The organism is Sphingobacterium sp. 2149 (genome assembly GCF_031455655.1).
Lineage (GTDB): Bacteria > Bacteroidota > Bacteroidia > Sphingobacteriales > Sphingobacteriaceae > Sphingobacterium.
Genome location: NZ_JAVDTD010000001.1, coordinates 97,843 through 122,339 on the forward strand (window position 1 = coordinate 97,843; position 24,497 = coordinate 122,339).

The window sequence follows — 24,497 nt, forward strand, 5'->3', positions numbered from 1 at the left end:
TTTTGTCGAAAAAAGGAACGCCGGTCCTTTTCTGGATTTTCTAGCTGGTTGGGGGGACTCGGCTTGTAGATCGGAGCGGAAAAAAGGATAATAAAATAAGCAGTATGAAATTGGGGATTTTTAAGCATTTAGTTTTTGTTGTCAGCCTTTTGGCTTTCCAGTTGCAGGTCTCTGCGCAAGATTCAGTTCAAGTAAGAAGAACTTCGAGCATTGATCGGACGTCACATGCCAACCTGGATAGACGGGCCAGTTCCGATTCAACCCGTGTCGGAAACGATTCTTTGCGGAATGACCTGAAGAAGGTTAATCTGACTTTTTTATCCAACATCCGCACATCGTCGCTAGCCGAATTTGTTGCGCAATTGAATGAAAAGTCCAACGCTTATTTGGGCACAAATGCGGGATCAGCGAAAGATAGTATTGCTGCAATAAAAAATAGTATTCAGGAAGAGATCCGACAGCTTAAGTCCATTAAAGGGAGCATCAGTAATTATTCAAACAGCCTCAACGGTACGCAAGATCAAATCAGACGCCTGATCAGCCAATACGATATCAATGCTAACAACCATAGCCGTGCATACCAGTACCTCGATAACGCGCAGGCTAAACTTGCGGCTAAGATGGACTCCCTAGAGCTGATCAATCGGACCATCGATGAACTGATCTTAAAGAATCAACGGCATTTGGTTCGGTTAGACGACGTACATGAGTTAAAAAGCGATAGTAAGAAGGTAGATACCGTAGCAGGTAAGCGTTCAATCTGGAAAGCGAATACGATAGCAATTTCAAAGGATGTGCTACTCAATAATATCCGTACAAATTACAGTAATAATAAATCGATCGACAAATACGTCAATCGGACAGACTGGGCAAGCCGTATCCTGCTCATTATACTGGGCTTGGGATATTGCTATTGGATAGCACGGGTGTCCTATATTCTAAGACAACATGATCCTGAACATCAATTTGCTATTGACGCTATTGTCGGGAAGACAATCATTTTTCTACTGACTTTATTGCCTTTTGTAAACTTCTTTACGCCGAGTTTTATTTTGCAGGCTTCCCAGTTGATCATCATGTTGATCTTTATGTTTTTACTAAGACATCGTATGACGGGGGGGCAGCGTAAAATAGCCATTATTCTCATTGTATTCTATGTACTTGATATTTTTGTCAATATAATCGTAAGTGACGATCTCTTCCCGAGGATCATTTGCATTGTTTTTAATCTGATTGCCCTTGGGCTCGTCAGTTATACAAAACGACGCATAAAAAATGCGCAAAGTCCGGGATACATCAGCAATTTTATCTATGTCATTTTCGCTATTTTAAATATTACGGCAATAACATTGAATGTCATTGGTCATGTCGAGCACTCTCGGAGTTTCAGTATAGCGTGTGCCGTCGGTTTGGTGCAGTCGTTTACATTGCAATATTTCGCAGACATGATTAAGGCTGATGTGCGTAATCAGTTTAAAAAAGATCGCCTCACGTTGGGGTTCTGGATGCGGTTCAATGAGCAGCGCACATTGGGGATCATCACCCAGTTTCTTCGGGTCGTTTGTATACTTTTAGTAATCATCGTGCTGGCCAATAATCTGCAGTTTATTGAAACATTACTGGCCGTTAGTGAAGTCTTTTTTGGTAAAGTGCGCAGTATTGGTAGTATATCGTTCACACTGGGTAATCTTGTAGTGGCTATCTTACTGCTTTTGGTGGCGCAGTGGTTTCAAAAAAATATCAGTTTAATCGTACTTGGAGGCGAAGACGGCCAACTTAGCCAGGCCTATAATCAGAAGATGACGCTATTTCCACTATTTCGGTTGGCAATTATTCTGATTGGTTTTTTTATGGCGGTTTCTGCATTGGGCATGAGTTTGGATAAACTGACCGTTGTGATTGGAGCGCTGAGTGTTGGTATCGGTCTGGGGATGCAGAATATCATCAATAATTTTGTGTCAGGTATTATTTTGGTTTTCGACAAGCCGTTTCGGGTGGGGGATCAAATTGAGCTTGCCGATAAAAAAGGACGTGTTAAAGAAATCGGTATACGTGCCAGCGTTTTAAAAACGGGCGATGGGGCTGATGTTATTATTCCAAATGGTGATTTGCTTTCAGGAAGGGTTGTCAACTGGACGTTATCCCAAGAATACAGCAAGACAAGTTTTGTCCTCCACATCGATCGGAAAGCAGATTTGGATCAAGCTAAACAGTGGATTAAGGACGCGATGGAAAGTAGCGCCCATTTTATCAAAGATAGAGATAGCGGCATCAGTATACAGGATATCAGTGAAGAGATGATTTATCTGAGCGTGTCCGGCTGGGTAAACTTTGCGGCCAATACCTCAGCCTTTAAAAATGATGTATTACTTATATTATACAAAAAGTTTGAAGCCGAGGGTTTGAAGTTCTACAGTGTCATGCCGCCCAAAAGCTAATCCAATCCATTGACTTTCTATTGACGGATGTATTTAATCGTGTGCTGTAAAGGCTTACAATTTAATCAGCTGCGTTCGGTAGTATAACGGACTGAATCCTTTGGCACGTTTGTAGAAATGTGAAAGATGGCTCTCGTCTGTAAATCCGAGTTCTGCAGCAATTTGCTTCAGTGTGTAAGCCTTGGATTTCAGTCGGTTTTCGATGAGTTCGATCCGGTAGGTATTGATATATGACCTTAAGCTCGTGCCAAAGTTTTTCTTAAAATAGATACCAAAATAGGATGGAGCGATATTGAATTTCTGAGCCAGGATACTGACTTTGAGTTTTTCGGGTGAAAAGATATAGCGATGGATGTAGGCCGAAATTGATCGATCAATATATAATTCAGGCTGCTGGGGCAAACGCTGTGCCTCCGATATCTCTTTATAAAGCCCAAATATGGCAACGAGTTGGTCAAATAGCCAATCAGCATGCTGACTGATCGCCATATCAGCATATAGTCGGACAGCTTCCAGCACATGGGAAAAAATCAGACGATAATGTTCGCCAATATTCAATTTGCGCTCCTTGAGGCCTTTATCGTTCATCAGCTCCATGATCCAGGAATAGAGCTTTTGGTTCCGTTTGTTCTGCAGGAAATAGCCGTCTGTAAACAAAATAAATAAGAAATGTGTCTTTTTCTCAATTTTAAAATAATGCATGTCTGCTGGACTAATCAAGAAGATATCGCCACGTTCATAATTCAGTTCAAATTTGTTAATCACATGTGTTCCTCTACCCGAACGAATATAAACGAGCTCATAGTAATTCTGCTGATGCGGTGGCAGGTGAAAGCTATTCTCAACAAATTCACTGATCCGTAGCGGTTCAAACTGTTTTTTACGCATTACTTTTCGGTTTGTACATCCCTAAATATACATAAAAATAATGTATTTATACATGTTTTTGCCTGTTGTACTATTGCACCTTTGTGTCGGATAAAACGGTATAAAACATGGTCAATTTTATAATGATTGCATTTTGCATCGCGGCCGGCATGTTGTTGCGGAGAACAAATTTAATTCATTCCGAAGCACATAAGGGCATCAATACCTGGATTCTTTATTTTGCACTGCCAGCAGTATCTTTTAAATATATTCCAAAGATCGTATGGTCTTCGCAATTGCTGTTTCCTGTATTTTCGGCCATACTCGTTTGGGCAGGTAGCTGGTTATTTATGGAGTTATACTGTAAACGTAAAAATTATAAGCAACGTTCGCGCAGCAGTTTGGAATTGGCGGCGGGATATAGTAACACTTCTTTTATCGGTTTCCCGCTGATTATTGCTTATTTTGGTGAGGCACACTTACCCATAGCGATTATTTGCGACCAAACGACCTTTATTCTGCTCTCCACAGCAGGAATTATCAATGCGCTGAAAGCGAATGTACATGAGGGCGAGACAATTGATGTGAAATTTATGCTGCGAAAGCTGCTTAGCTTTCCGCCTTTAATCGGTTGCACTGCCGCATTGCTGCTATCTCAATTTGTTGATCTGTCCGTTGCCGAGCCTTTTTTCGATAAGCTCGTTGCCACAGTGGGACCTTTGGCACTATTCTCTATTGGGTTGCAGCTTAAGTTTGATGGCTGGAAGCAGCAGGCCTCGCAAATTAGCACAGCAATGATCTATAAACTGATTTTAGCACCCCTGCTTGTCTGTATATTTGCTTTATTGTTGGGTGTAAAGGGTTCCATTGCAAGGATCAGCATTTTTGAAGCAGCCATGCCAACTTTGGTAACTTCAGGTATTATTGCCGAGCAATATCATTTAAATACGAAACTGGTCAACCTGGTCATTGGCTTTAGTATCGTCGCCGGATTGCTGACCACCTTATGCTGGGACTTTGCCATTCGGATATTGTTTCCCTAATTGATAAGGTGCATAAAAAGAAAAAACTCCTTCATGTATGGAAGGAGTTTTTTCTTTTTACTATTTGCTATGTGTGTCAATCCATTGGCGCGCATTGACAAATGCTTCAATCCAAGGAGAAACTTCATCTTGGCGTCCTTTCGGGTAATTTGCCCAATGCCATTGGAAAATCGAGCGTTCGATATGTGGCATAGTAGCCAAGTGGCGACCGGTTTTATCACAGATCATTGCGGTATTATAATCTGAACCATTTGGGTTGTGCGGATAGTGTTCATATCCATATTTTGCGACAATATTGTATTGGTCTTCAGCATATGGAAGGTTGAATTTTCCCTCACCATGTGAGATCCAGACACCCAAAGTACTTCCGGCTAACGTCGATAACATCACAGAATTGTTCTCTTGCACTTTTACGGAAACGAAGTTTGACTCATGTTTTCCTGAAGTGTTGTGCAGCATTTTTCCATGTACTTCGTGCTCAGGATTGATCATTTCGAGTTCCATAAATAATTGGCAACCGTTGCATATACCAACAGAGAGTGTGTCTGGGCGAGCAAAGAAATCTGTTAGCGCTTTTTTCGCTTTCTCATTGTAGAGGAAGGCTCCGGCCCAGCCTTTTGCTGATCCAAGTACATCGGAGTTAGAGAAACCACCTACTGCACCGATAAACTGTATATCCTCCAATGTCTCCCGTCCAGTTATCAAATCTGTCATGTGGACATCCTTCACGTCAAAGCCGGCCAAAAACATGGCATTAGCCATTTCACGTTCTGAATTCGAACCTTTTTCACGAAGAATGGCAGCTTTTGGACGTACCTTAGTACTGTCGATCACTGGTTTCTTACCATTGAATTGGCTTGGGAAAGAAAAAGTTAAAGGCTGGTTTTTATAGTTGTCAAAGCGTTGTTGTGCCGTTCCATTTTTAGATTGCTTTGAATCCAAAAGGAATGATGTCGTAAACCATACATCACGGGTCGCTGCGACATCAAAGCTAAAAGAAGCCTCTTGATTTTTAACTGTTACCGTATTTCCTTCGATCACCTGGCCAATTTTTACAGCATCAACACCTGCATCCTGCATACTGGCTTCGAAGGCCGCATCGTCTTTCGCTTGCAATACCAGTGCGATATTTTCATTAAAAAACGCTTTTACGGTATCCGATTCATTTAACGCCGAAAGGTCATAGTTGGCAGCAAGGTTGGTGTCAGCAAAGGTCATTTCCAATAAGGTGGTAATCAAGCCACCCGATCCGACGTCGTGACCAGCTTCGATCTGTCCTTCTTGAATTAATTGCTGTACGGTATTAAAAGCTGTTTTAAAATAAGCAGGATCCTGAATGGTCGGTACTTGAGTACCTAATTTATTGATGATTTGTGCAAATGACGAACCGCCTAATTTGAACTGATCTTTTGATAAGTTGATGTAATAGATCGATCCAGCCGTTTTATTCAGTACAGGTTCAACCACTTTGGTGATATCCGTACAATTTCCGGCGGCAGAAATGATCAATGTGCCTGGAGCAATGACGTTTTCGCCGTTTGGATATTTTTGCTTCATGGACAAGGAATCTTTTCCCGTCGGGATATTAATTCCCAATGCGATGGCAAATTCCGAGCAGGCTTTAACAGCTTGGTATAAGCGGGCGTCTTCACCTTCATTATTGGCTGCCCACATCCAGTTGGCCGATAGGGAGATTCCTGCAAGGCCATTTTTGATCGGAGCAAATACAATATTGGAAAGCGATTCGGCAATAGCCGTTCGGCTTGCCGCAGCGGGATCCACTAAGGCAGCAATAGGGGAGTGACCTATTGTTGTCGCGATACCTTCTTTACCTTTATAGTCAAGTGCCATCACTCCGACGTTGTTCAACGGCAATTGCAATGGACCAGCACATTGTTGTTTGGCAACACGGCCTCCAACACAACGGTCTACTTTATTGGTTAACCAATCTTTGGAAGCAACAGCTTCCAATTGCAATACTTGGTTTAAGTAGCTTGGAATGTTGGCTGCATCATAAGCAAGGTCAGCGTAGTTACGAACTACGGTTTTATCGCGCATAAAAGTTTTTGGCGATGAGCCAAAGAAATCTTCGAGCGCATAATCCATTGGTTTTTCACCCGTACTTTTTGATTCGAAAGTAAAGCGGTGGTCGCCAGTAACATCACCTACGGTGTACATTGGTGCACGTTCGCGATCGGCAACACGTTTTAAGGTGTCAATATCATCTTTAGCGATCACAAGCCCCATACGTTCTTGCGATTCATTACCGATAATTTCTTTTGCGGATAGTGTCGGGTCGCCTACAGGAAGTGCATCCAGATCAATTAAACCGCCGGTCTCTTCAACAAGTTCAGATAAGCAGTTTAAGTGGCCACCTGCACCATGATCGTGGATAGAGACAATGGGGTTATGATCAGACTCCACTAATCCACGAACAGCATTCGCTGCACGTTTTTGCATTTCGGGATTGGAACGCTGAATGGCATTGAGCTCAATTCCAGAACCAAATGCCCCTGTGTCTGCAGAAGATACAGCAGCTCCACCCATTCCGATGCGGTAATTTTCACCACCCAGGATAACGACTTTATCACCGGTTTTCGGTGTATGTTTTTTCGCTTGATCCAGTTTTCCATAGCCAACTCCGCCGGCCTGCATAATGACTTTGTCGTAACCAAGTTTACGGCCATCCTCTTCATGCTCGAAGGTCAATACAGAACCCGTAATTAGGGGCTGACCAAACTTATTACCGAAGTCAGAAGCACCATTGGATGCTTTGATCAGGATGTCAACTGGGGTTTGGTACAACCATTGACGCTCTTGCATCGCATTTTCCCATGGACGCGTCTTGTTGAGTTCTTCTGCTGGCGCAGTTAAAGTTCCTGCCTGAAGATCCAATTTATTTTGTTCCAATCGCGAATAAGCAGTCATGTATACGGCTGTACCCGCCAATGGAATTGCACCTTGGCCGCCCGCCATACGATCCCGGATTTCGCCACCCGATCCTGTTGCTGCACCAGAAAATGGCTCTACTGTAGTTGGGAAATTATGCGTTTCAGCTTTAACAGATAAAACCGAATCAAAAGGTTTTTCTTCGTAAAAATCAGGTTTGTCGGCAGATTTAGGGGCAAATTGTGTCACACGTGGACCTTTAACAAAAGCAACGTTATCTTTATACGCCGAAACAATCTCGTTGGGATTGGTCTCAGACGTCTTTTTGATCATTTTAAACAGGGAAGTCGGTTGTTCTTCGCCATCAATGATAAAGGTACCATTGAAAATCTTATGTCTACAGTGTTCTGAATTGGCTTGTGAAAAGGCGAATACTTCAGAATCTGTGAGCAAGCGACCTAACTTGGCCGAAAGTTGATTAAGGTAATCAACCTCTTCTGCATTGAGCGCTAGTCCTTCAGCTTTATTGTAGGCATCGATGTCTTCGATTTCCACTATCGGTTCTGGCGTGATGTTAACAGTATACATATCCTGCGTCAGCATGCTGAATTTTTGGGAAATCATTGGATCGAAGTCATTGAAATCTTCTGACACCGGCTGAAATTCTTCAATGCGAACAATGCCGTCAATACCCATGTTCTGTGTGATTTCTACAGCATTGGTACTCCAAGGAGTAACCATCGCAGCACGGGGTCCTACAAAGTAATGGTTAAGGTTTTGGTCGTCTAGTTTTTTGGCGTTGCCGAATAGCCAGTTGAGTTTAGTAATGTCTTCTTGTGATAAAGAGTTTACGCTTTGAACACCATATATAGTGTTCGATGGGTTCTCAAAGAAATGAATCATTATAAATGTTTGTTTTGAACGTTCTTCAAATTAAAGCACAAAGTTACATATTATTTTGGTGGAAATGATTGAATTTTGATTAAAAAATAGGTGTATATTTCCCCTGTTACGTCGGGTTATAAATTCGTTTAACGGTAAATTGACGTTGGATATAAACGCAAATTTATCTAAGTTTGTGGATCAAATCAAATTCGAGATGAATATTTCATATAATTGGTTAAAACAACATGTTAATATAGATTCAACTCCGGAAGAACTCTCTTTAATCTTGACAAATACAGGATTGGAAGTAGAGGCTTTGGACGTTGTACAGAGTATCCCCGGTGGATTAGATGGCTTGGTGGTTGGTGAAGTGAAAACTTGTGAACAGCATCCTAACGCAGATAAATTGCGCGTAACTACGGTTGATGTCGGTGGGCCGGACTTGTTGCACATTGTGTGTGGCGCTCCAAACTGCCGTACAGGCTTGAAAGTTATTGTTGCGACGGTAGGTACTACGTGTCATCCATTGACAGGGGAGCCTTTTAAAATAACTAAATCCAAAATTCGTGGCGAAGTTTCCGAAGGTATGTTGTGCGGGGAAGATGAAATTGGTTTAGGTACATCCCATGCAGGAATTGTGGAGTTGCCGGCTGAAGTGGCTGTAGGAACTTTGGTGAAAGAACACTTCAATGTTCAGGATGATTACCGTTACGAAATTGGTTTAACACCAAATCGTGCAGACGCAGCTTCGCATTTGGGGGTTGCCAGGGACATTGCTGCACATTTCCGTACGCAAGTTTTAAAGGCAGATGTTTCTGCATTCGAGGCCGGAGAGGCTGAGGGAACGACAGTCGTCGTGGCAGATGCGCAGGCCTGCCCGCGTTACAGCGGTATTAATATTACTGGTGTTCGCGTTGGCGAATCTCCAGATTGGTTGAAAGAGAAATTAAACGTGATCGGTGTACGTCCGATCAATACTATCGTCGACGTAACGAATTATATCCTGCACGACTTAGGGCAGCCACTTCACGCTTTTGATGCCGATAAAATTGCAGGGAATAAAGTTCTTGTTCGCCAGGCGACGGAAGGTGAAAAATTTGTTACGCTTGACGGTGTTGAACGGATCTTATCTGCTGAGGATTTAGTGATCGCGGATACGGAAAAACCGATGTGTATTGCCGGTGTTTTTGGCGGCGCATATTCGGGTGTGAGTGCAGAAACAACGACTATATTTTTGGAGTCTGCATATTTCAATGCTGTTTCTGTACGGAAGACCGCTAAAAGGCATGGCCTAAAGACGGATTCGTCGTTCCGTTTCGAACGCGGTACTGATCCGAATATTACGGTTGAGGCGTTGAAACGTGCGGCATTATTGATTCAGGAAATCGCGGGTGGAACAATTTCATCGACGCTCAAAGATGAGTACCCCGTCGAGATCAAACCGTTTTCGTTCCACGTCAGCTATGCAAACGTGATTCGTTTGATCGGACAGGAGATTCCAACGCAAGAAATTAAATCCATTATTGTTGCACTTGGCATTGAGGTAGCTGCTGAAACGGAAGAGGGCCTTGATGTGCTGGTACCTGCTTATCGTGTTGACGTAACACGTGAAGTGGATGTTGTCGAAGAGGTATTACGGATTTATGGCTATAATAATATTGCGTTGAAGTCGCAAATTAAGGCCTCTTTGAATACGGTTGAAAAGCCGGATAAGGAAGTTGTCTTAAATCAATTGGCCGATCTGCTCATCGCCAATGGATTTCGTGAGATCCTATCTAATTCATTGACGAAGCTAGATTATGTTGATGATAGCGATACAGCGGTTAAGTTGTATAATCCATTGAGTTCGGATTTGGACACGATGCGTCAAAATATGGTTTTTTCGATGTTGAATGCGATTGAATATAACCAGAAGCGCAGAAATTTTGATCTAAAATTCTTTGAGTTCGGTAAGACCTATGCATTGGATGGTGAAGGTTATAAAGAAACACAGCACCTTGTTTTTGCGATGGCAGGCAAAAATGAGCCAGAGCAATGGAATAGCAAGAAAGATGCGGTCAATTTCTATCATCTCAAAGCAGCCGTAGATACCCTTGTCAAACGGCTGAAAATAGAAGGTGTTCAAATACAAGATACATCGAGTGCGCATTTTGCGTATGGCTTAAACTATATGAAAGGCCAGAAATGTCTGGTTTCTTTTGGTGCGGTAGCCCAGCGCGATTTGAAAAAAGCCGATGTAGAGGGGCAGGTGTTCTTTGCTGACTTTGATTGGGATGTTTTAATGAAAATAATCCGTAAAAATAGTATTCAATATAAGGAAGTTTCTAAATTCCCTGCTGTACGTCGAGATTTGTCACTTTTGATTGATGAGAATGTGAGTTTTGATAAGCTACAATTTGTTGCTCAGAAGACCGAACGCAAGCTTTTAAAGCATGTAAATGTGTTTGATGTGTATAAAGGTGACAAAATTCCGGAAGGGAAAAAGTCTTATGCTCTGAGCTTTATCTTACAGGATGAAGAAAAAACACTCAATGATAAGCAAATTGATGCGATAGTTCAAAAATTAATTGTTAATTTTGAGAAGGAACTAGGCGCGGAAGTGCGTGGTTAATGCGAGATACAACATTAATTGGTAATATTCAATTTATAATATGGCAACATTGTCTTCACAAATGAATCTGATCGTTGAGAAAACGAAAAATTTAATTCAATTGTGCGAAGTCTTGCAAGAAGAAAATGATTTGCTTAAATTAGAGGTACAATCTTTAAAAGTAGCTTTCGATGCGAGCAACGATAAGAGCAAGCAGTTGGAAGAGAAGGTTAAAGCACTGGCAGTGGCCCGTACTTTAGATTCAGAAACGGATAAAGATGCAATTAATGAAAAAATACTTGACACAAAACAAAAAATTAACGATTTTGTGCGGGAAATAGACAAGTGTATTAGTTTGCTGAAGTAGTAAGGATACGTGAAGTCGGATTCATTCAAACGAATACAACGTTAAAAAGCTCAAAGAAATGGGAGAGATTTCCATAAAAATAAATATCGCAGATCGTGTTTACCCGCTTCGTGTGGAGAGCGCGGAAGAGGAAGTAATTCGACATGCTGCGAAATTGATAAATGAAAAAGTAAAGGAATTGCAGGAAAACTATACTGTGCGAGATAAGCAGGATTTGTTGTCCATGTGTGTATTGCAATTTGCGACGCGTATGCTCAATGCCGAGCGACAGTCCCAAAACCACGAAGTGGGCTTGGAAAATTCAGTACAGGAACTTGATCAGTTGTTGACGGATTTCTTTAAAAAATAAATTTACGTTCTTTGTATTTAGAGCTTAAACGACGAATTTGCCGCAATTAAATTCGGGTTGTCACTATTTTAAACTTAACGCTTCAATATTACAGGCGCAAAAAGATATAGGCCATTTTGCGAAAGCCATCTGGGTCACAATCTAAGCCTAATTATGTAATCTCGAAGTTTAATAATACATGATACCTGTTTAAATTTAATTGCGGTTTTTTTTTGTCATGAAATCCTCCGGAGCGCATGGAGCTCGTAGTCTATTGGCTACATCAACCTTACGGATTGAAAAGGGCAATTGATGATTTTAGGAGAATTGAAACACAAATTAGGATATAATTAATAAAAACAAACATAAATAATACAATTATACATACATGGACATCGCAATTTATAGCATAATTTCTCTGATTGTTGGTGTTGTTATAGGTCGTTATCTATTGGTTCTGTTGTTTAAAAAACAAGAACAGGAAGCCAAAGATAAGGTAAATAGCATACTGAAAGATGCAGAGCAGGAAGGGGAACTCATCAAAAAGAAACGCCTGTTGGAGGCTAAAGAGAAGTTCCTTCAATTAAAATCTGAACATGAAAAGGAAGTCAACCAACGTAACAATGCCATCAACCAAAAGGAAAATACGTTGAGACAAAAAGAGCAGTCAATTAACCAAAAACTGGAAAACATCAACCGCGATAAGCAAGAGGTGGATACAAAGAAAAAGCAATTGGATAAGTTGGTTGAGTTGAATGAAAAGAAATCCGAAGAAGTAGAGTCCTTAAAATTACAACAGATTAAGCAACTGGAGAGCATCGCTGGCGTAACTGCCGACGAAGCAAGAAATCAATTGGTAGATTCTTTACGTGAAGAAGCACGTTCACAAGCAATGATTCAAATCAAGGATATAGTGGATGAGGCAAAACTGACGGCGACTAAAGAGGCTAAAAAGGTTGTAATCCAAACGATCCAACGGACCGCTACTGAATCGGCAATCGAAAATACCGTTTCAATTTTCAATATCGAAAACGACGAAATCAAAGGCCGTATTATTGGTCGCGAGGGGCGTAATATTCGTGCGCTGGAAGCTGCAACAGGAGTTGAAATCATCGTAGATGATACCCCCGAAGCCATTATCCTCTCTGGTTTTGATCCGGTACGCCGCGAAATTGCGCGTCTGGCTTTACACCGTTTGGTAACCGACGGTCGTATTCACCCAGCCCGAATTGAAGAAGTGGTCGCAAAAACACGGACACAAATTGAAGATGAGATCGTCGAAATTGGCGAACGTACAGCGATTGATTTGGGAATACATGGTTTGCACCCCGAATTGATCCGTATGGTAGGACGTATGCGTTACCGTTCGTCTTACGGACAGAATCTTTTACAACACTCTCGTGAAGTGGCTAATTTTGCGGCAACAATGGCTGCAGAGCTTGGACTGAATGTTAAGCACGCAAAGCGCGCAGGTTTACTGCATGATATCGGTAAAGTGCCTGATGATAATCCTGAGTTGCCACACGCTATTTTGGGGATGCAACTTGCTGAGAAATACAAAGAACATCCTGATGTATGTAATGCCATCGGCGCTCACCACGATGAAATCGAAATGACCGCCTTAATATCTCCGATCGTTCAGGCCTGTGATGCGATTTCTGGGGCACGCCCGGGTGCACGCCGCGAGGTGGTAGAAAGCTATATTAAGCGGCTGAAAGAGCTGGAAGATCTGGCGCTATCTTACCCTGGTGTTGAAAAAACTTTTGCGATACAAGCTGGACGTGAGCTTCGTGTGATCGTGGAAAGTGAGAGAGTATCTGATGCGCAATCGGAAATATTGGCAGCGGATATTTCCAACCGTATCCAAACGGAAATGACTTATCCGGGACAAATTAAAGTAACTGTTATCCGCGAGACGAGATCGGTGTCTTACGCAAAATAGACCAGTCAAGCGCAACACGAATAAAAAAGCTCCAATCTGCTGATTGGAGCTTTTTTATTATCCGAAAAATTCAATTAAATCTGTTATGCTATGCAACAAGTAGGCGGGCGACTCCTGTTCGAGTTCCATCCGGCTACCATATCCATACAGCACTCCGATCGCATCCATTCCCGTCTCACGGGCGCCAATCAGGTCATGTTTACGATCGCCGATCATGATGCAGTGCTGGGGATTGGAAAGCGCACTGTTTTCCATCACATATTGTATGACGCTTGTCTTTGTCGGTCTGGAATCATCCAAAGCACTTCCGCCTGCAAAATCAAAATATTGATCGATTGCAAAATGACTCAATATTTTTCGGGCGAATATTTCAGGTTTCGATGTGGCTAGGTAGACGTGGTAATCTTTTGATTTTAGCTGTTCCAAAAGTTCGGGTATCCGATCGAACAGTATATTCTCATATAATCCTATTGTTGAAAAGCGTTCCCGATATTTGTCGACACAGCTGATCGCTTCGTTTTCCTCAAACCCAAAAGTATGCATAAAGGAATCTTTAAGCGGCGGGCCGATCAACGGTTTGAGACTGTTGAGGTCTGCTGTCTGGATTCCTTTCGATTCCAGCGCATAAGCAATACATTTGGTGATACCTTCTGCGGGGTCGGTGAGTGTTCCGTCAAGATCGAATAAGATATGTTTGTAAGACTTCATACTGCAATATTACGGAATAGTATAGGAGTAAGCGAGTCTGTAGGGCACGAAAGTATTTAATGACTTATGGCAGACCTAAAAATAGCGAATATTATTAGTGTACAGGGGTAAGGCATGCGCAATATTTGTTAAATTTGCCAAATGAAACAAAAGAAGAAAGTGCAAGAAGCCGAACCTTTACGCCCCGTAGACAAGTATTTTGCGGAGCTGGATGCTAATTTTCAGGATCCGACCAACCGTCTGATTCAGGCCATCTTTTTACCGTTATTATTTTTTGGTATCATGGGTGCGATCTGGATGATTCCATTTCCGCAATTCGAGTTCCTGGTTAAACTTAATTGGCATACTTTTTTAAACTGGGGCTCTTTCTTCATTGCTATTGTCATTTATTATTATTTAAAGCTGTCGGCAACCTTATCGTATGCGATATTATTCACAATAGGGGCTATGAGCTACTTTATCGTACAATTGGAGCATGTGCAGCGGGATGGTGGACCAGCGGTCATTTGGGTGTGTCTTGGCATCGCACTAATTTCTATTATAGCCTTATTTCTCGGAAAGGGGAAGGAGAAAAGGGATATAACCGGGCAGCAGTTTCTCCAATTTCTATTGGTTGGACCGATTTGGCTTTGGCATTTTGTATTTAAAAAATTGAAATTAAGATACTAGTTGAACGATCCTGAGGTGCTGATCTTGCGCAATAGGATTAAAACCTAATGCGCGAAACTATCAAAAAAGCCAAATTGCTTGCAATTTGGCTTTTTGGGCTTTGGCGATGCCTGTATCGCATTTATCGCGATTTAGCTGCTGCTGTCCGCAGCTAACTTTTGTAATTAAACCATTTGATAATTTCCTTAAGATTTGCCTTCTTACCATAGATCAGGATGCCTACGCGGTAGATCCGTGCAGCAACCCAGGTTACCAATAGGAAGGTTACTATGAGGAGCGCCAATGAAGTGAGGATCTGCCACAAAGGGACACCGAAAGGTATGCGTACCAGCATGGCAATAGGTGAGGTGAACGGAATAAAGCTCAACCACGTTGCAATTGGACCATTGGGGTCATTGATAATAACGCCGAAAGAAAGGATGTACGTTAATAACAACGGCATGGTAATGGGCATGGAGAATTGATTGGCTTCGGTTTCATTATCGACAGCAGAACCGGCGGCTGCGAAAATTGCACTGTACAATAGATAACCAGCGATAAAAAATAGAAAGAAGAAAATGATAACTTCGGTAAAGTTGAAGCTTTGTATTGAACTAAGGATGGCGGCTGATCCATTTTGCGCCATTGCTTTTGATACCGTGCTCATGTTACCTCCAGCAGGCTGGCTCGCTGCTACTTCCTGCATGTCCTGAGGATTGACGAATAAGATCGTTGCGGTAATAAATAGGCCACCCGTAAGCAACAGCCACATGACAAATTGTGTCAGGCCAACCATACCGATCCCGACAATTTTGCCCATCATGAGCTGAAAGGGTTTGACAGAGGAAATAATAACTTCGATAATGCGACTGCTTTTCTCTTCGATAATGCCCCGCATTACCTGCGCTCCATATAGAAATAATGATAGATATACTAAGATGGCCAAAGCAACGCCCAGCCCCATTGCGATGGCGGTATTGCTGTTCTTTTCTTCACCGTCGGCTGTTATTTCTTTGGCATCAATGGCCACTTTGGGTTTAATCGATTGGATGATAGTTAGGTCGATCCCCTTGGCTTTGTACTCCTTTTCACGGATGATTTCTTCTAGTTGCTCAGTAATGATCTCCTGTGTGACAAAACTGGTCTTTCCACTCGTAATAAGCTCCGCTTTTTGGCTGGATAAAATGTCTTTGGGAATATAAAGAATCGACTGTTTTGCTTCACTTTTGGCAAGCTGTGCTTTTTGTGCTTGGAGACCTAGTGTGCTAACTGTATAACTTACGTTTTTATTACTTTGGAGTTTGCTTGCAAAGTCGCCTTGTTCATCTAAGACAAAGACTTGGGTGTGCGAATCTTTAAAGCTCTTTTTGGTGAGATAAAACATGCCTGCATATAGGGCGAAGAAAAACAGTGGCACGGCAAAGGTCATGACAATAAAGGATTTTTTCTTGACTCTAGACAGGTACTCTCTTTGGATAATAAGTAATATTTTATGCATGATTGTTGGCTATAGGTGAGGCTTGGGTAACTTTTTGAATGAAAATATCGGCCATGGAAGGGACGATTTCTATCAGTTGATTGAGCTGTATCTGCGGTATTAAATGCATTAACACTTCATTGATATGGATATTGTTATTTAGCTGAATTGTAGTGATGTATGTTTTATCTATCATTTTTGTCTCGATGACTTCAAACTGGGTGTTATGGGATAGAAGAAAATTATCTTCGGTTGTTGTATATTCTAGTTTATAGGTTTGATTACGGTATTCTTTTTTAATGGCTTGTACAGCACCATCCAATATTTTCTTTGATCGGTTGATCAGCGCAATATTATCACAGAGTTCTTCAACGGTTTCCATTCGGTGTGTAGAGAAGATGATGGTTGCACCTTCTTGATTCAAACGGAGAATCTGCTCTTTTATGATATTGGCATTGACAGGGTCGAATCCCGAAAAGGGTTCATCCAGGATGATCAATTGCGGTTGATGGATGACTGTAGCAACAAATTGTACTTTCTGCTGCATTCCCTTACTGAGGTCTTCTATTTTTTTGTCCCACCAGGATGTGATGTCTAAGCGTTCGCACCAATCTTGAATGCGCTGTAGTGCTTCTTTCTTGGAAAGCCCTTTCAGCTGTGCCAAATACAGCATTTGATCGCCAATTTTCATTTTTTTGTATAACCCGCGCTCTTCTGGTAAATAGCCGATTTGAGCAATGTGCTTAGGTCCTAAAATCTCGCCATTAAACAAGATTTCGCCAAAATCGGGGGCTGTAATTTGGTTGATAATACGGATTAGGGACGTTTTTCCGGCACCGTTCGGCCCTAGTAATCCAAAAATTTTCCCCTTGGGAATTTGAATGGAAACATCGTCCAATGCCCGGTGATTGGCGTAATCTTTAGTAACATGATTGATTTCGAGTAACATCTATTGAAGGTTTAATTTTTATGTTGAGTTTGTTAAAGCTATTCTATCGCTCAATGACTGCTGTCTATTGATAGGTTAGTATCATTTACCAGTGAATTGTTACAGCACCGCTGAAAAATTTGTTTTGAGTGCTATTTCAATCGTACTGGTGCAACGGCTTCTGGTATTGGCATGATGGCAAATATTCTACCAACTATAGGGCAGCTTCAGCGCTGGCGTACTCATTTTGACAGTTGCTAGAATGGAAAGTTAGAAATAATTGCGCACATTTTGATCCTCATCTTATAAAATGGGACATAAAGCTTTTTTATGGAATAGAAGCTGCACAAATCTTGTCAAAGGGATTGATTTAACGTACCTTTGCTCCATGGAAGTGAAAAAAGCCGAATTCGTGTGTAGTAACACGAGAGTTGACAAATTACCAGCACCAACTTTGCCGGAGTATGCTTTTATCGGACGTTCGAATGTCGGTAAATCATCATTGATTAATGCGATGACCAACAAAAAAGGACTTGCCAAAACCTCTCAAAAGCCAGGTAAGACCCAGTTGATCAATCATTTTATCATCGACGACACGTGGTATTTGGTGGATTTGCCAGGATATGGTTTTGCCAAAGCCTCAAAGACAAGTCGTAATGAATGGGAAAAGTTCATCCGCAGATACCTTACTCACCGGGATAATTTGCAATGCGTTTTCGTGTTGGTGGATAGCCGGCTTGAACCACAAAAGATCGACCTGGATTTCTGCTATTGGCTCGGAGAATGCGGGTTGCCTTTTATGTTGGTTTTTACAAAAGCCGACAAGCAATCGGCTGTCAAATCTGATGCTAATGTTGCGAAGTTTAAAAAATCATTGCTACAATGGTTTGAAGAGGTACCACAGATTTTCCTTACCTCGGCGGAAAAGAAAATGGGGCATGAGCCTATTTTGGATACTATTGCTGAAGTTAACAGCCGATTTGTTCGCCCTGAGCTGGATGGAAACGAACAGTTTCAGCCTAGATTTTAAGTTCGGATGAAAAAATATTTGTCTTTAGTTTTATTTGCCCACAGTGTATTCGCATTGCCATTTGCCTTTATAGGTTTTTTTTTAGCTCTGCATACAACGGAGTATGCTTTTTCGTGGAAATTATTAGTGCTGATGCTTGTATGCATGGTAACGGCTCGTAATGCCGCTATGGCATTCAATCGCTATCTGGATAGAGATATTGATGCGATAAATCCGAGGACAGCCATGCGTGATATTCCTGCAGGAAAGATTTCAGCGAGTAATGCATTGGTTTTTACGATTGTAAATAGCCTCATTTTTATAGGCGCGACGTATTTTATCAATTCTCTTTGTTTTATGCTGTCGCCGGTAGCACTTTTTGTGGTACTTTTCTATTCTTATACGAAGCGTATAACACCCTTATGTCACCTTGTTTTGGGGGCTGGACTGGGATTGGCGCCAATAGGCGCCTATATGGTGATTACCGGGCAGTTTGCAACAGTACCCGTGCTCTACGGCTTTGCAGTGCTGACCTGGGTGAGTGGATTTGATATTATATATGCTTTGCAGGATGAAGCGTTTGATCGGGAAAATCAGCTCAATTCTATACCGGTTTGGTTAGGGACGAAAGGTGCCATGCGCGTTTCTGAATGCCTGCACGTATTGTCCTTTATCTTTATCTTAATACCGGCATTTTTGATGCCCGTAGGCTGGATTTATTATTTAGGGGTGATCTTTTACGCCGCACTGCTCATCTACCAGCATACCTTGTTTTCTTCAACAGATTTAAGCCGGGTCAACCGTGATTTTATGACCACTAACGGCTATGCCTCGGTACTCTTTGCTCTGTTTTACCTCTTGGATATTTGGCTGATTAAATAAACGTTTTAGCATAAAATAAGAAAGGCTTTAGGATTTCCTAAAGCCTTTCTTATTTTTGCATCTAAACCCATATAGATGAAATGAAGAAAAATTTCCTTTTTGCCGCTATTTTAGGTGTATCATTAACCTCACGGGCACAAAAGCTGCCGGCCTATGTAATTCAATATAACCAAAGTTTCAATGGAAATGCAGCTGCTAATCAGAATGCCATTCTGGTTTATGCAAACGAGAAAGAGACGTTTGTAAGTTCAGAGAAAGAAATGAAGGGACAGTTGGCGGCACCCTACGAACGTGTTTTAGTGCAGCGTGATGCGGGCAATTCCCTACTTAAAATTGCTAAACTCAAAGACGGATCAATCATCCTGACAAAAGATGCTCTTGCACTTGGAAAGCAGCAGTTTAATGCAACCAACGAGACTAAAACAATCTTAGGCTACCCCTGTAAAAAAGTGGAAACGAGTATCAACTCTAATAAAATAGAAGTTTGGTATACCGACAAATTGGGAATAAAGGCTGCGCCTACGGAACTGGGTCAGGATCTTGGTTTGGTACTTGAAGTGATCCGCAACGGGAACACGCGCACCTTTGCAACCAAGGTAGAAAAGGTAAAGGCTCTTCCTGAGCAACTGAGGTTAACAGGAAATGAGCAACTTTATGATGAGCTCACCTATAAGGATCTCATCTGGAAGAATCGTTTTGTTCAAATACCGATTTTTAGAAAGGAACGCGTACGTTTCGCTGATGATGTCAGGTCAGATTCTATCTTGCGTTTTGCTCATGGGACAGTTATTGTTAAAAAAGTGAAAATTCCAAAAATAAAGAGCGGTGACAATGTATTTGTACAGTTGGTGGAACAATCCAAAGGTGACGCTTACGATCGCACCGGGTCAGTTTTTATTATCCCGACCAATAAGGCGCAGCACTTTTTGGATGGGATGAAAAATGGCATGGGCACACTGCCGAAGTATGAGAATGGAAATGGTAAGACCTATCAAGGTGTTGTGAAAACACCTTCCTTTGAACCTATTGTGGAATTGATGCGTTTCTTTACACCCTTTGGTGTTAAGCAATTTAACTACCTTCAGTTAAAGGGTAAAGTTTGGCAGGACTCGGTGCTGTACCGTCAAGATGTTTCTGAATTAGCAGGCATGCTGAGCGGACAGGAGGTTTATGTGGGTACCTTTATTGGTAATTTTGATAAAGAGGGTCATGAAGTGAGTGTTGAGTTGACGATACATCCCGGCTTCGATGCCGCCTCACAGGGCAATCTGAAAAAGGTGATGTCTTTATTTACGACGACCAATGTCATGGAAATGGGGGGGCAGGAGTATGGATCTATGTTTGACAAGGAGAAGGGTTTGAAAGTATCTTTTCATTTGGACCAAGACGCTAAAAATGTGCAATTACGTTACATTACCACAGGGCATGGCGGCTGGGGTAAAGGTGATGAATTTGTGCCTAAGGAAAACCGTATTTTCCTCAACGATTCATTACTCTTCAAATATACACCTTGGCGCAGCGACTGCGGGTCTTATCGGTTGTTTAATCCAGCTTCAGGCAATTTCGCTACCGGTTTGTCGTCCTCTGATCTGAGCCGTTCCAATTGGTGTCCTGGTACTGTCACACCGCCCATCTACATCGACTTGGGTGATTTAAAAGCTGGTGACTATACGATGCAGGTACAGATTCCACAAGGAGCTCCTGAAGGAACAAGTTTTAGCAGCTGGAATGTAACGGGTACCTTGCTATTCGATTAATCATTTTTTCATCGCTGTCATGTGCAACCGTATGATGATACATGACAGCGATATTGCCTCATTTTTATTACGTGCGTTAAAGAGGATAAGCGGTCTCGCTTTTAGTTTCCGATAATACAAAGTAGGTCTGTACGGTGTTCACTTGAGGTAATACGGCCAGACGATGTCGCAAAAAAATATGATAGGCATCCATATCTTTGGTGGCAATACGCAACATAAAGTCGTAAGAACCCGCCATTTGGTAGCATTCCATCACCTCGGGAAATTTAGCTACTTCTTTTTCGAATTCATTCAACACTTCAAATGTATGTGCTTTAAGAAAGACCTGAGAAAATGAAATCAGCCCAATACCTATCTTATGACGGTCTAAAATAGCCACTGTTTTCTTAATATAGCCTAAACGCTTGAGCTTTCGAACGCGTTCGTGAACGGCTGCAATAGATTTATTGAGTTCAAAAGATAGCGCTTTGTTGCTCAGTGATGCATCCTGCTGTAGGAGACGTAATAATTTTACATCGATTTCATCTAATTCCATAATCTGAATATTTTCGGTACTGCTGTAAAAATACACTATTGTTCTGTATTATTTACTGTTTTTAATGTTGTTTTACTTAATTTTTATCGAAATTAATGTTATATATTGAATATTATCTTGTCAATAGTCAATTTTGCAACAGAATAATCATTTATTAAAATGGCTGAACAAGAATTATTAAGCGCGTGTTTGTCGCCTACATTGGACAAGAGATTTAAACATCTGTGGAGATTGGTAGGAAATACGCCTATGCTGGAATTGCAGTATACTTATCGAAGTAAACCAGGGCGAATTTTCGTAAAATGTGAGAATTACAATCTAACGGGCAGCATAAAGGATAGGATGGCGCTGTATATTTTGTATAAAGCGTATATGAATTGTCAGATCCGCCCCAGTGATGTGGTGATTGAAGCGACAAGTGGGAACACCGGGATTGCGTTTTCAGCAATCGGTAAAGCTCTTGGTCATCAAGTAAAGATTATTATGCCAAACTGGCTGAGCAAGGAGCGTACTGATATTATCCGCAGTATGGGAGCCGATATTCAACTGATAAGCAAAGAAGAAGGCGGCTTTTTGGGTAGTATCCGTTTAAGTGAGGAACTTGCTTCAAAAGGTGGAGTTTTTCTGCCAAGACAATTCGAAAATCAATATAATGCTGAGGCGCATGAGAAAACCACAGGCTACGAGATTGTGAAGCAGTTAGAAGAGCAAGGCTTGGTGGCGGATGCTTTCGTTGCTGGTGTCGGTACGGGTGGTACGGTCATGGGGGTAGGCCGAAGCTTAAGAAAGCTCAATCCAAATGTCCGCGTTCATCCATTGGAACCTGCAGAAAGTCCGACATTAACCACAGGGCATAAGGTGGGATCGCATCGTATCCAAGGAATTTCCGATGAGTTTATTCCAGCGATTGTGGATTTAAATGAACTTGATGCTGTTGTTTGTGCCAATGATGGCGATGCCATTATCATGGCACAGAAGTTATCGCGGCAATTGGGACTGGCTGTTGGAATCTCTTCAGGTGCAAATGTTATCGGAGCGATTAAATTACAGCGTGAACTGGGCGATGACGCGGTTGTAGTGACCCTGCTATGTGATGACAATAAAAAATACCTAAGTACTGATTTAGTGAAAGAGGAGCCTGTAAAAGAAGGATACCTTTCTACGGACATAGATTTTTCAGGTTTTCAACCTATTTGCAGATTGCCAAACCCGGTATTTGGTGCTTAAAAAAAGATTTAGTTTCATATGTTTATAGTTAACTCGGGGAGTCTCTAGCTCCTCGGGTTTCATTGTTGAAAAACCAATTTAATACCTAAGAATAATACAACATGAAAGTCAATTTCAAACTATTTATCCTCTTGTTGTTACTGATTGCGCCGCTTGGTATGTTTGCCCAGTCTGACACAACAAATTCGATGGAAGGAATCGAATTTACGGACGGCAGCATAAGTCCCGACTCCTTATCTTTTGAAGAATCGCCGGATACTGCTTCGGTCAAGGCTGATGTAAATAAGCCGACCACAGTGGCCGCTGCAGCGGCGACCAAGCCTGCAGCCGAAGGCAAAAAGTCGTTGTGGAGTATTTTCATAGCGGGACTAGTAGGCGGTTTTGCGGCGTTATTGATGCCGTGTATTTTTCCGATGCTGCCTTTGACGGTGAGTTACTTTACCAAACAGTCGGGAAGTCGTGCAAATGGCATCAGTAAAGCCCTATTATATGGATTGTTTATTATAGTGATCTATGTGGCTTTGGGGATGCTCATCACGATCTCATTCGGCTCAGATGCCCTCAATGCGCTTTCGACCGACGGTATCTTCAATTTCATCTTCTTTTTGTTATTGGTCGGGTTTGCGGCTTCTTTTTTTGGCGCATTTGAAATTACATTACCAAGTTCGTTTGTCAATAAAATGGATGCAAAATCAGATAAAGGTGGTTTAGTGGGCTTATTCTTTATGGCTTTCAGCTTATCACTGGTCTCATTTTCTTGTACAGGACCGATTATAGGCACACTGCTGGTGGAGGCAGCCTCGAAAGGCGAAAGGCTAGGGCCAGCGATCGGTATGCTGGGATTCTCTATTGCCTTGGCGATTCCGTTTGGTTTGTTCGCCATGTTTCCTTCTATGCTTAAATCTTTACCTAAATCGGGTGGGTGGTTGAACAGTGTAAAAGTGGTACTTGGGTTTTTGGAACTCGCTTTAGCGTTGAAATTTTTATCCAATGTCGATTTAGCTTACCACTGGAATTGGTTGGATAGAGAGGTGTTTCTGTCGCTTTGGATTGCTATCTTTGCGCTAATGGGCTTATATTTAATTGGTAAGATCAAATTCTCCCATGACAGTGATTTGAAATTCCTATCGGTTCCCCGGACTATTTTGGCTATTGTTGTATTTTCTTTTGTGGTGTATATGGTTCCAGGTTTGTGGGGTGCGCCTTTAAAATCGATTTCTGCTTTTTTACCACCATCGGCAACACAAGACTTTGATTTATCTTCGGGTGTAAGTACCGGGACTGCGCATTCGGACGGGAAAATTAAAAAATATGCTGAAATCTTTCATGAAAGGGGTACCCCGAAAGGATTTGATCCGTATTACGATTATGAACAGGCATTAGCGACGGCTAAAGAATTAAATAAGCCGGTATTAATTGATTTTACGGGTTGGAACTGTGTTAATTGTCGTAAAATGGAAGCGAATGTTTGGACGGACAAAGCGGTAGCCAAATTGTTGAAGGAAGAGTTTGTTATGGCCGAACTTTTCGTTGACGATAAAACAGCATTAGCTGCAAACGAACAATTTGTTTCGAAATACAGTGGTAAAAAGATTAATACAATCGGTAAGAAGAACAGCGATTTTCAAGCAGCTACATTCGATAGTAATTCGCAACCGCTGTATGTAATTGTCGATCCAATGGGCAAAAAACTGGTGCCTCAAAGTGGAGCCAACTATAATGTAGCGGAGTATAAAGCTTTCCTTCAAAGTGGTTTAGATGCCTTTAAACAAAAAAACTAACCCTCCTCATATTCTAATTTTATCCTCCTTGTTGTCATAGGCAAGGGGGATTTTTTGTTGTTAATATTGACTAAAAAGTGGCTGGTTAGGGGCTATTCGAATATGAAAAATGGGGCGGTTCTGCTGGGGTGCGGTGATGTAAGCTTTGGTCAAAAAAAGAAGCCTTGTCCATTTGGGACAAGGCTTCTTTGTATAC

18 protein-coding genes are annotated in these 24,497 nt (G+C 41.8%); 12 read left to right on the plus strand and 6 right to left on the minus strand.

Features of this window, described 5'->3' with window-relative positions:
* Positions 1-104 precede the first annotated feature (104 nt).
* Positions 105-2,438, plus strand: coding sequence for a mechanosensitive ion channel domain-containing protein (locus tag J2X77_RS00400; protein ID WP_310078509.1), 2,334 nt, complete (start codon positions 105-107; stop codon positions 2,436-2,438).
* A gap of 54 nt (positions 2,439-2,492) precedes the next feature.
* Here the strand turns inward: J2X77_RS00400 and J2X77_RS00405 are convergent, their stop codons facing one another.
* Positions 2,493-3,326 (minus strand): AraC family transcriptional regulator, encoded by an 834-nt coding sequence (locus tag J2X77_RS00405; RefSeq protein ID WP_209575658.1) that lies wholly within the window; start codon positions 3,324-3,326, stop codon positions 2,493-2,495.
* A 107-nt stretch (positions 3,327-3,433) separates the two neighbouring features.
* On the opposite strand from J2X77_RS00405, the gene J2X77_RS00410 reads away from it, so the two are divergent.
* The gene (locus J2X77_RS00410) at positions 3,434-4,348 is read left to right on the plus strand and encodes an AEC family transporter (RefSeq protein WP_209575655.1); all 915 of its coding nucleotides are present in this window, start codon (positions 3,434-3,436) and stop codon (positions 4,346-4,348) included.
* A 60-nt stretch (positions 4,349-4,408) separates the two neighbouring features.
* Here the strand turns inward: J2X77_RS00410 and purL are convergent, their stop codons facing one another.
* Positions 4,409-8,140, minus strand: a complete 3,732-nt coding sequence (purL, locus tag J2X77_RS00415; RefSeq protein ID WP_209575653.1) for a phosphoribosylformylglycinamidine synthase — start codon at positions 8,138-8,140, stop codon at positions 4,409-4,411.
* 196 nt (positions 8,141-8,336) lie between these two features.
* Between purL and pheT the strand changes: the two genes are divergently transcribed.
* From pheT to rny, 4 genes are all read left to right on the plus strand, one after another.
* Positions 8,337-10,733, plus strand: a complete 2,397-nt coding sequence (pheT, locus tag J2X77_RS00420; RefSeq protein WP_209575651.1) for a phenylalanine--tRNA ligase subunit beta — start codon at positions 8,337-8,339, stop codon at positions 10,731-10,733.
* Between the two features lie 40 nt (positions 10,734-10,773).
* On the plus strand, positions 10,774-11,079 hold the full coding sequence (locus J2X77_RS00425) for a hypothetical protein (RefSeq protein WP_209575649.1): 306 nt from the start codon (positions 10,774-10,776) through the stop codon (positions 11,077-11,079).
* 58 nt (positions 11,080-11,137) lie between these two features.
* The gene (locus J2X77_RS00430) at positions 11,138-11,428 is read left to right on the plus strand and encodes a cell division protein ZapA (protein ID WP_046675831.1); all 291 of its coding nucleotides are present in this window, start codon (positions 11,138-11,140) and stop codon (positions 11,426-11,428) included.
* A gap of 367 nt (positions 11,429-11,795) precedes the next feature.
* Positions 11,796-13,349 carry a ribonuclease Y gene (gene rny / locus J2X77_RS00435; RefSeq protein ID WP_209575647.1) on the plus strand — a complete coding sequence of 518 codons (1,554 nt, stop codon included), beginning with the start codon at positions 11,796-11,798 and terminating at the stop codon, positions 13,347-13,349.
* A 57-nt stretch (positions 13,350-13,406) separates the two neighbouring features.
* Here rny and J2X77_RS00440 read toward each other — a convergent pair whose 3' ends face one another.
* Positions 13,407-14,057, minus strand: coding sequence for an HAD-IA family hydrolase (locus J2X77_RS00440; protein WP_209575645.1), 651 nt, complete (start codon positions 14,055-14,057; stop codon positions 13,407-13,409).
* 141 nt (positions 14,058-14,198) lie between these two features.
* On the opposite strand from J2X77_RS00440, the gene J2X77_RS00445 reads away from it, so the two are divergent.
* Entirely contained in the window at positions 14,199-14,726 is a 528-nt protein-coding gene (locus J2X77_RS00445) for an Mpo1-like protein (protein ID WP_209575643.1), read from the plus strand.
* A gap of 151 nt (positions 14,727-14,877) precedes the next feature.
* On the opposite strand, the gene J2X77_RS00450 is transcribed toward J2X77_RS00445, so the two are convergent.
* On the minus strand, positions 14,878-16,203 hold the full coding sequence (locus tag J2X77_RS00450) for an ABC transporter permease (protein ID WP_209575641.1): 1,326 nt from the start codon (positions 16,201-16,203) through the stop codon (positions 14,878-14,880).
* The gene (locus J2X77_RS00455; protein WP_310078510.1) at positions 16,196-17,131 is read right to left on the minus strand and encodes an ABC transporter ATP-binding protein; all 936 of its coding nucleotides are present in this window, start codon (positions 17,129-17,131) and stop codon (positions 16,196-16,198) included. The genes J2X77_RS00450 and J2X77_RS00455 overlap by 8 nt, the downstream gene beginning before the upstream one ends.
* A 367-nt stretch (positions 17,132-17,498) precedes the next feature.
* Here J2X77_RS00455 and yihA point away from each other — a divergent pair, with 367 nt between their 5' ends.
* The 3 genes from yihA (at position 17,499) to J2X77_RS00470 (ending at position 20,758) form a co-directional block, all read left to right on the plus strand.
* On the plus strand, positions 17,499-18,140 hold the full coding sequence (yihA, locus tag J2X77_RS00460; RefSeq protein WP_209575637.1) for a ribosome biogenesis GTP-binding protein YihA/YsxC: 642 nt from the start codon (positions 17,499-17,501) through the stop codon (positions 18,138-18,140).
* Positions 18,141-18,146: 6 nt separating this feature from the next.
* The gene (locus tag J2X77_RS00465; protein WP_310078511.1) at positions 18,147-19,001 is read left to right on the plus strand and encodes a UbiA-like polyprenyltransferase; all 855 of its coding nucleotides are present in this window, start codon (positions 18,147-18,149) and stop codon (positions 18,999-19,001) included.
* Between the two features lie 80 nt (positions 19,002-19,081).
* Entirely contained in the window at positions 19,082-20,758 is a 1,677-nt protein-coding gene (locus J2X77_RS00470) for a PNGase F N-terminal domain-containing protein (RefSeq protein ID WP_310078512.1), read from the plus strand.
* A 76-nt stretch (positions 20,759-20,834) separates the two neighbouring features.
* Here the strand turns inward: J2X77_RS00470 and J2X77_RS00475 are convergent, their stop codons facing one another.
* Entirely contained in the window at positions 20,835-21,293 is a 459-nt protein-coding gene (locus J2X77_RS00475) for an Lrp/AsnC family transcriptional regulator (RefSeq protein ID WP_370877880.1), read from the minus strand.
* Between the two features lie 159 nt (positions 21,294-21,452).
* On the opposite strand from J2X77_RS00475, the gene J2X77_RS00480 reads away from it, so the two are divergent.
* Positions 21,453-22,520, plus strand: a complete 1,068-nt coding sequence (locus J2X77_RS00480) for a PLP-dependent cysteine synthase family protein (protein ID WP_209575631.1) — start codon at positions 21,453-21,455, stop codon at positions 22,518-22,520.
* 101 nt (positions 22,521-22,621) lie between these two features.
* Positions 22,622-24,301 carry a thioredoxin family protein gene (locus J2X77_RS00485; protein ID WP_209575629.1) on the plus strand — a complete coding sequence of 560 codons (1,680 nt, stop codon included), beginning with the start codon at positions 22,622-22,624 and terminating at the stop codon, positions 24,299-24,301.
* Positions 24,302-24,497 lie beyond the last annotated feature (196 nt).

Bases quoted from the DNA above. Each gene is read 5' to 3' on its own strand.
- J2X77_RS00475 (WP_370877880.1), bottom strand. From the start codon at position 21,293: ATGGAATTAGATGAAATCGATGTAAAATTATTACGTCTCCTACAGCAG.
- J2X77_RS00440 (WP_209575645.1), bottom strand. From the start codon at position 14,057: ATGAAGTCTTACAAACATATCTTATTCGATCTTGACGGAACACTCACC.
- J2X77_RS00400 (WP_310078509.1), top strand. From the start codon at position 105: ATGAAATTGGGGATTTTTAAGCATTTAGTTTTTGTTGTCAGCCTTTTG.
- pheT (WP_209575651.1), top strand. From the start codon at position 8,337: ATGAATATTTCATATAATTGGTTAAAACAACATGTTAATATAGATTCA.
- J2X77_RS00405 (WP_209575658.1), bottom strand. From the start codon at position 3,326: ATGCGTAAAAAACAGTTTGAACCGCTACGGATCAGTGAATTTGTTGAG.
- J2X77_RS00465 (WP_310078511.1), top strand. From the start codon at position 18,147: ATGAAAAAATATTTGTCTTTAGTTTTATTTGCCCACAGTGTATTCGCA.
- J2X77_RS00450 (WP_209575641.1), bottom strand. From the start codon at position 16,203: ATGCATAAAATATTACTTATTATCCAAAGAGAGTACCTGTCTAGAGTC.
- J2X77_RS00445 (WP_209575643.1), top strand. From the start codon at position 14,199: ATGAAACAAAAGAAGAAAGTGCAAGAAGCCGAACCTTTACGCCCCGTA.
- J2X77_RS00480 (WP_209575631.1), top strand. From the start codon at position 21,453: ATGGCTGAACAAGAATTATTAAGCGCGTGTTTGTCGCCTACATTGGAC.
- J2X77_RS00430 (WP_046675831.1), top strand. From the start codon at position 11,138: ATGGGAGAGATTTCCATAAAAATAAATATCGCAGATCGTGTTTACCCG.
- J2X77_RS00455 (WP_310078510.1), bottom strand. From the start codon at position 17,131: ATGTTACTCGAAATCAATCATGTTACTAAAGATTACGCCAATCACCGG.
- J2X77_RS00470 (WP_310078512.1), top strand. From the start codon at position 19,082: ATGAAGAAAAATTTCCTTTTTGCCGCTATTTTAGGTGTATCATTAACC.
- rny (WP_209575647.1), top strand. From the start codon at position 11,796: ATGGACATCGCAATTTATAGCATAATTTCTCTGATTGTTGGTGTTGTT.
- purL (WP_209575653.1), bottom strand. From the start codon at position 8,140: ATGATTCATTTCTTTGAGAACCCATCGAACACTATATATGGTGTTCAA.
- J2X77_RS00410 (WP_209575655.1), top strand. From the start codon at position 3,434: ATGGTCAATTTTATAATGATTGCATTTTGCATCGCGGCCGGCATGTTG.
- J2X77_RS00485 (WP_209575629.1), top strand. From the start codon at position 22,622: ATGAAAGTCAATTTCAAACTATTTATCCTCTTGTTGTTACTGATTGCG.
- J2X77_RS00425 (WP_209575649.1), top strand. From the start codon at position 10,774: ATGGCAACATTGTCTTCACAAATGAATCTGATCGTTGAGAAAACGAAA.
- yihA (WP_209575637.1), top strand. From the start codon at position 17,499: ATGGAAGTGAAAAAAGCCGAATTCGTGTGTAGTAACACGAGAGTTGAC.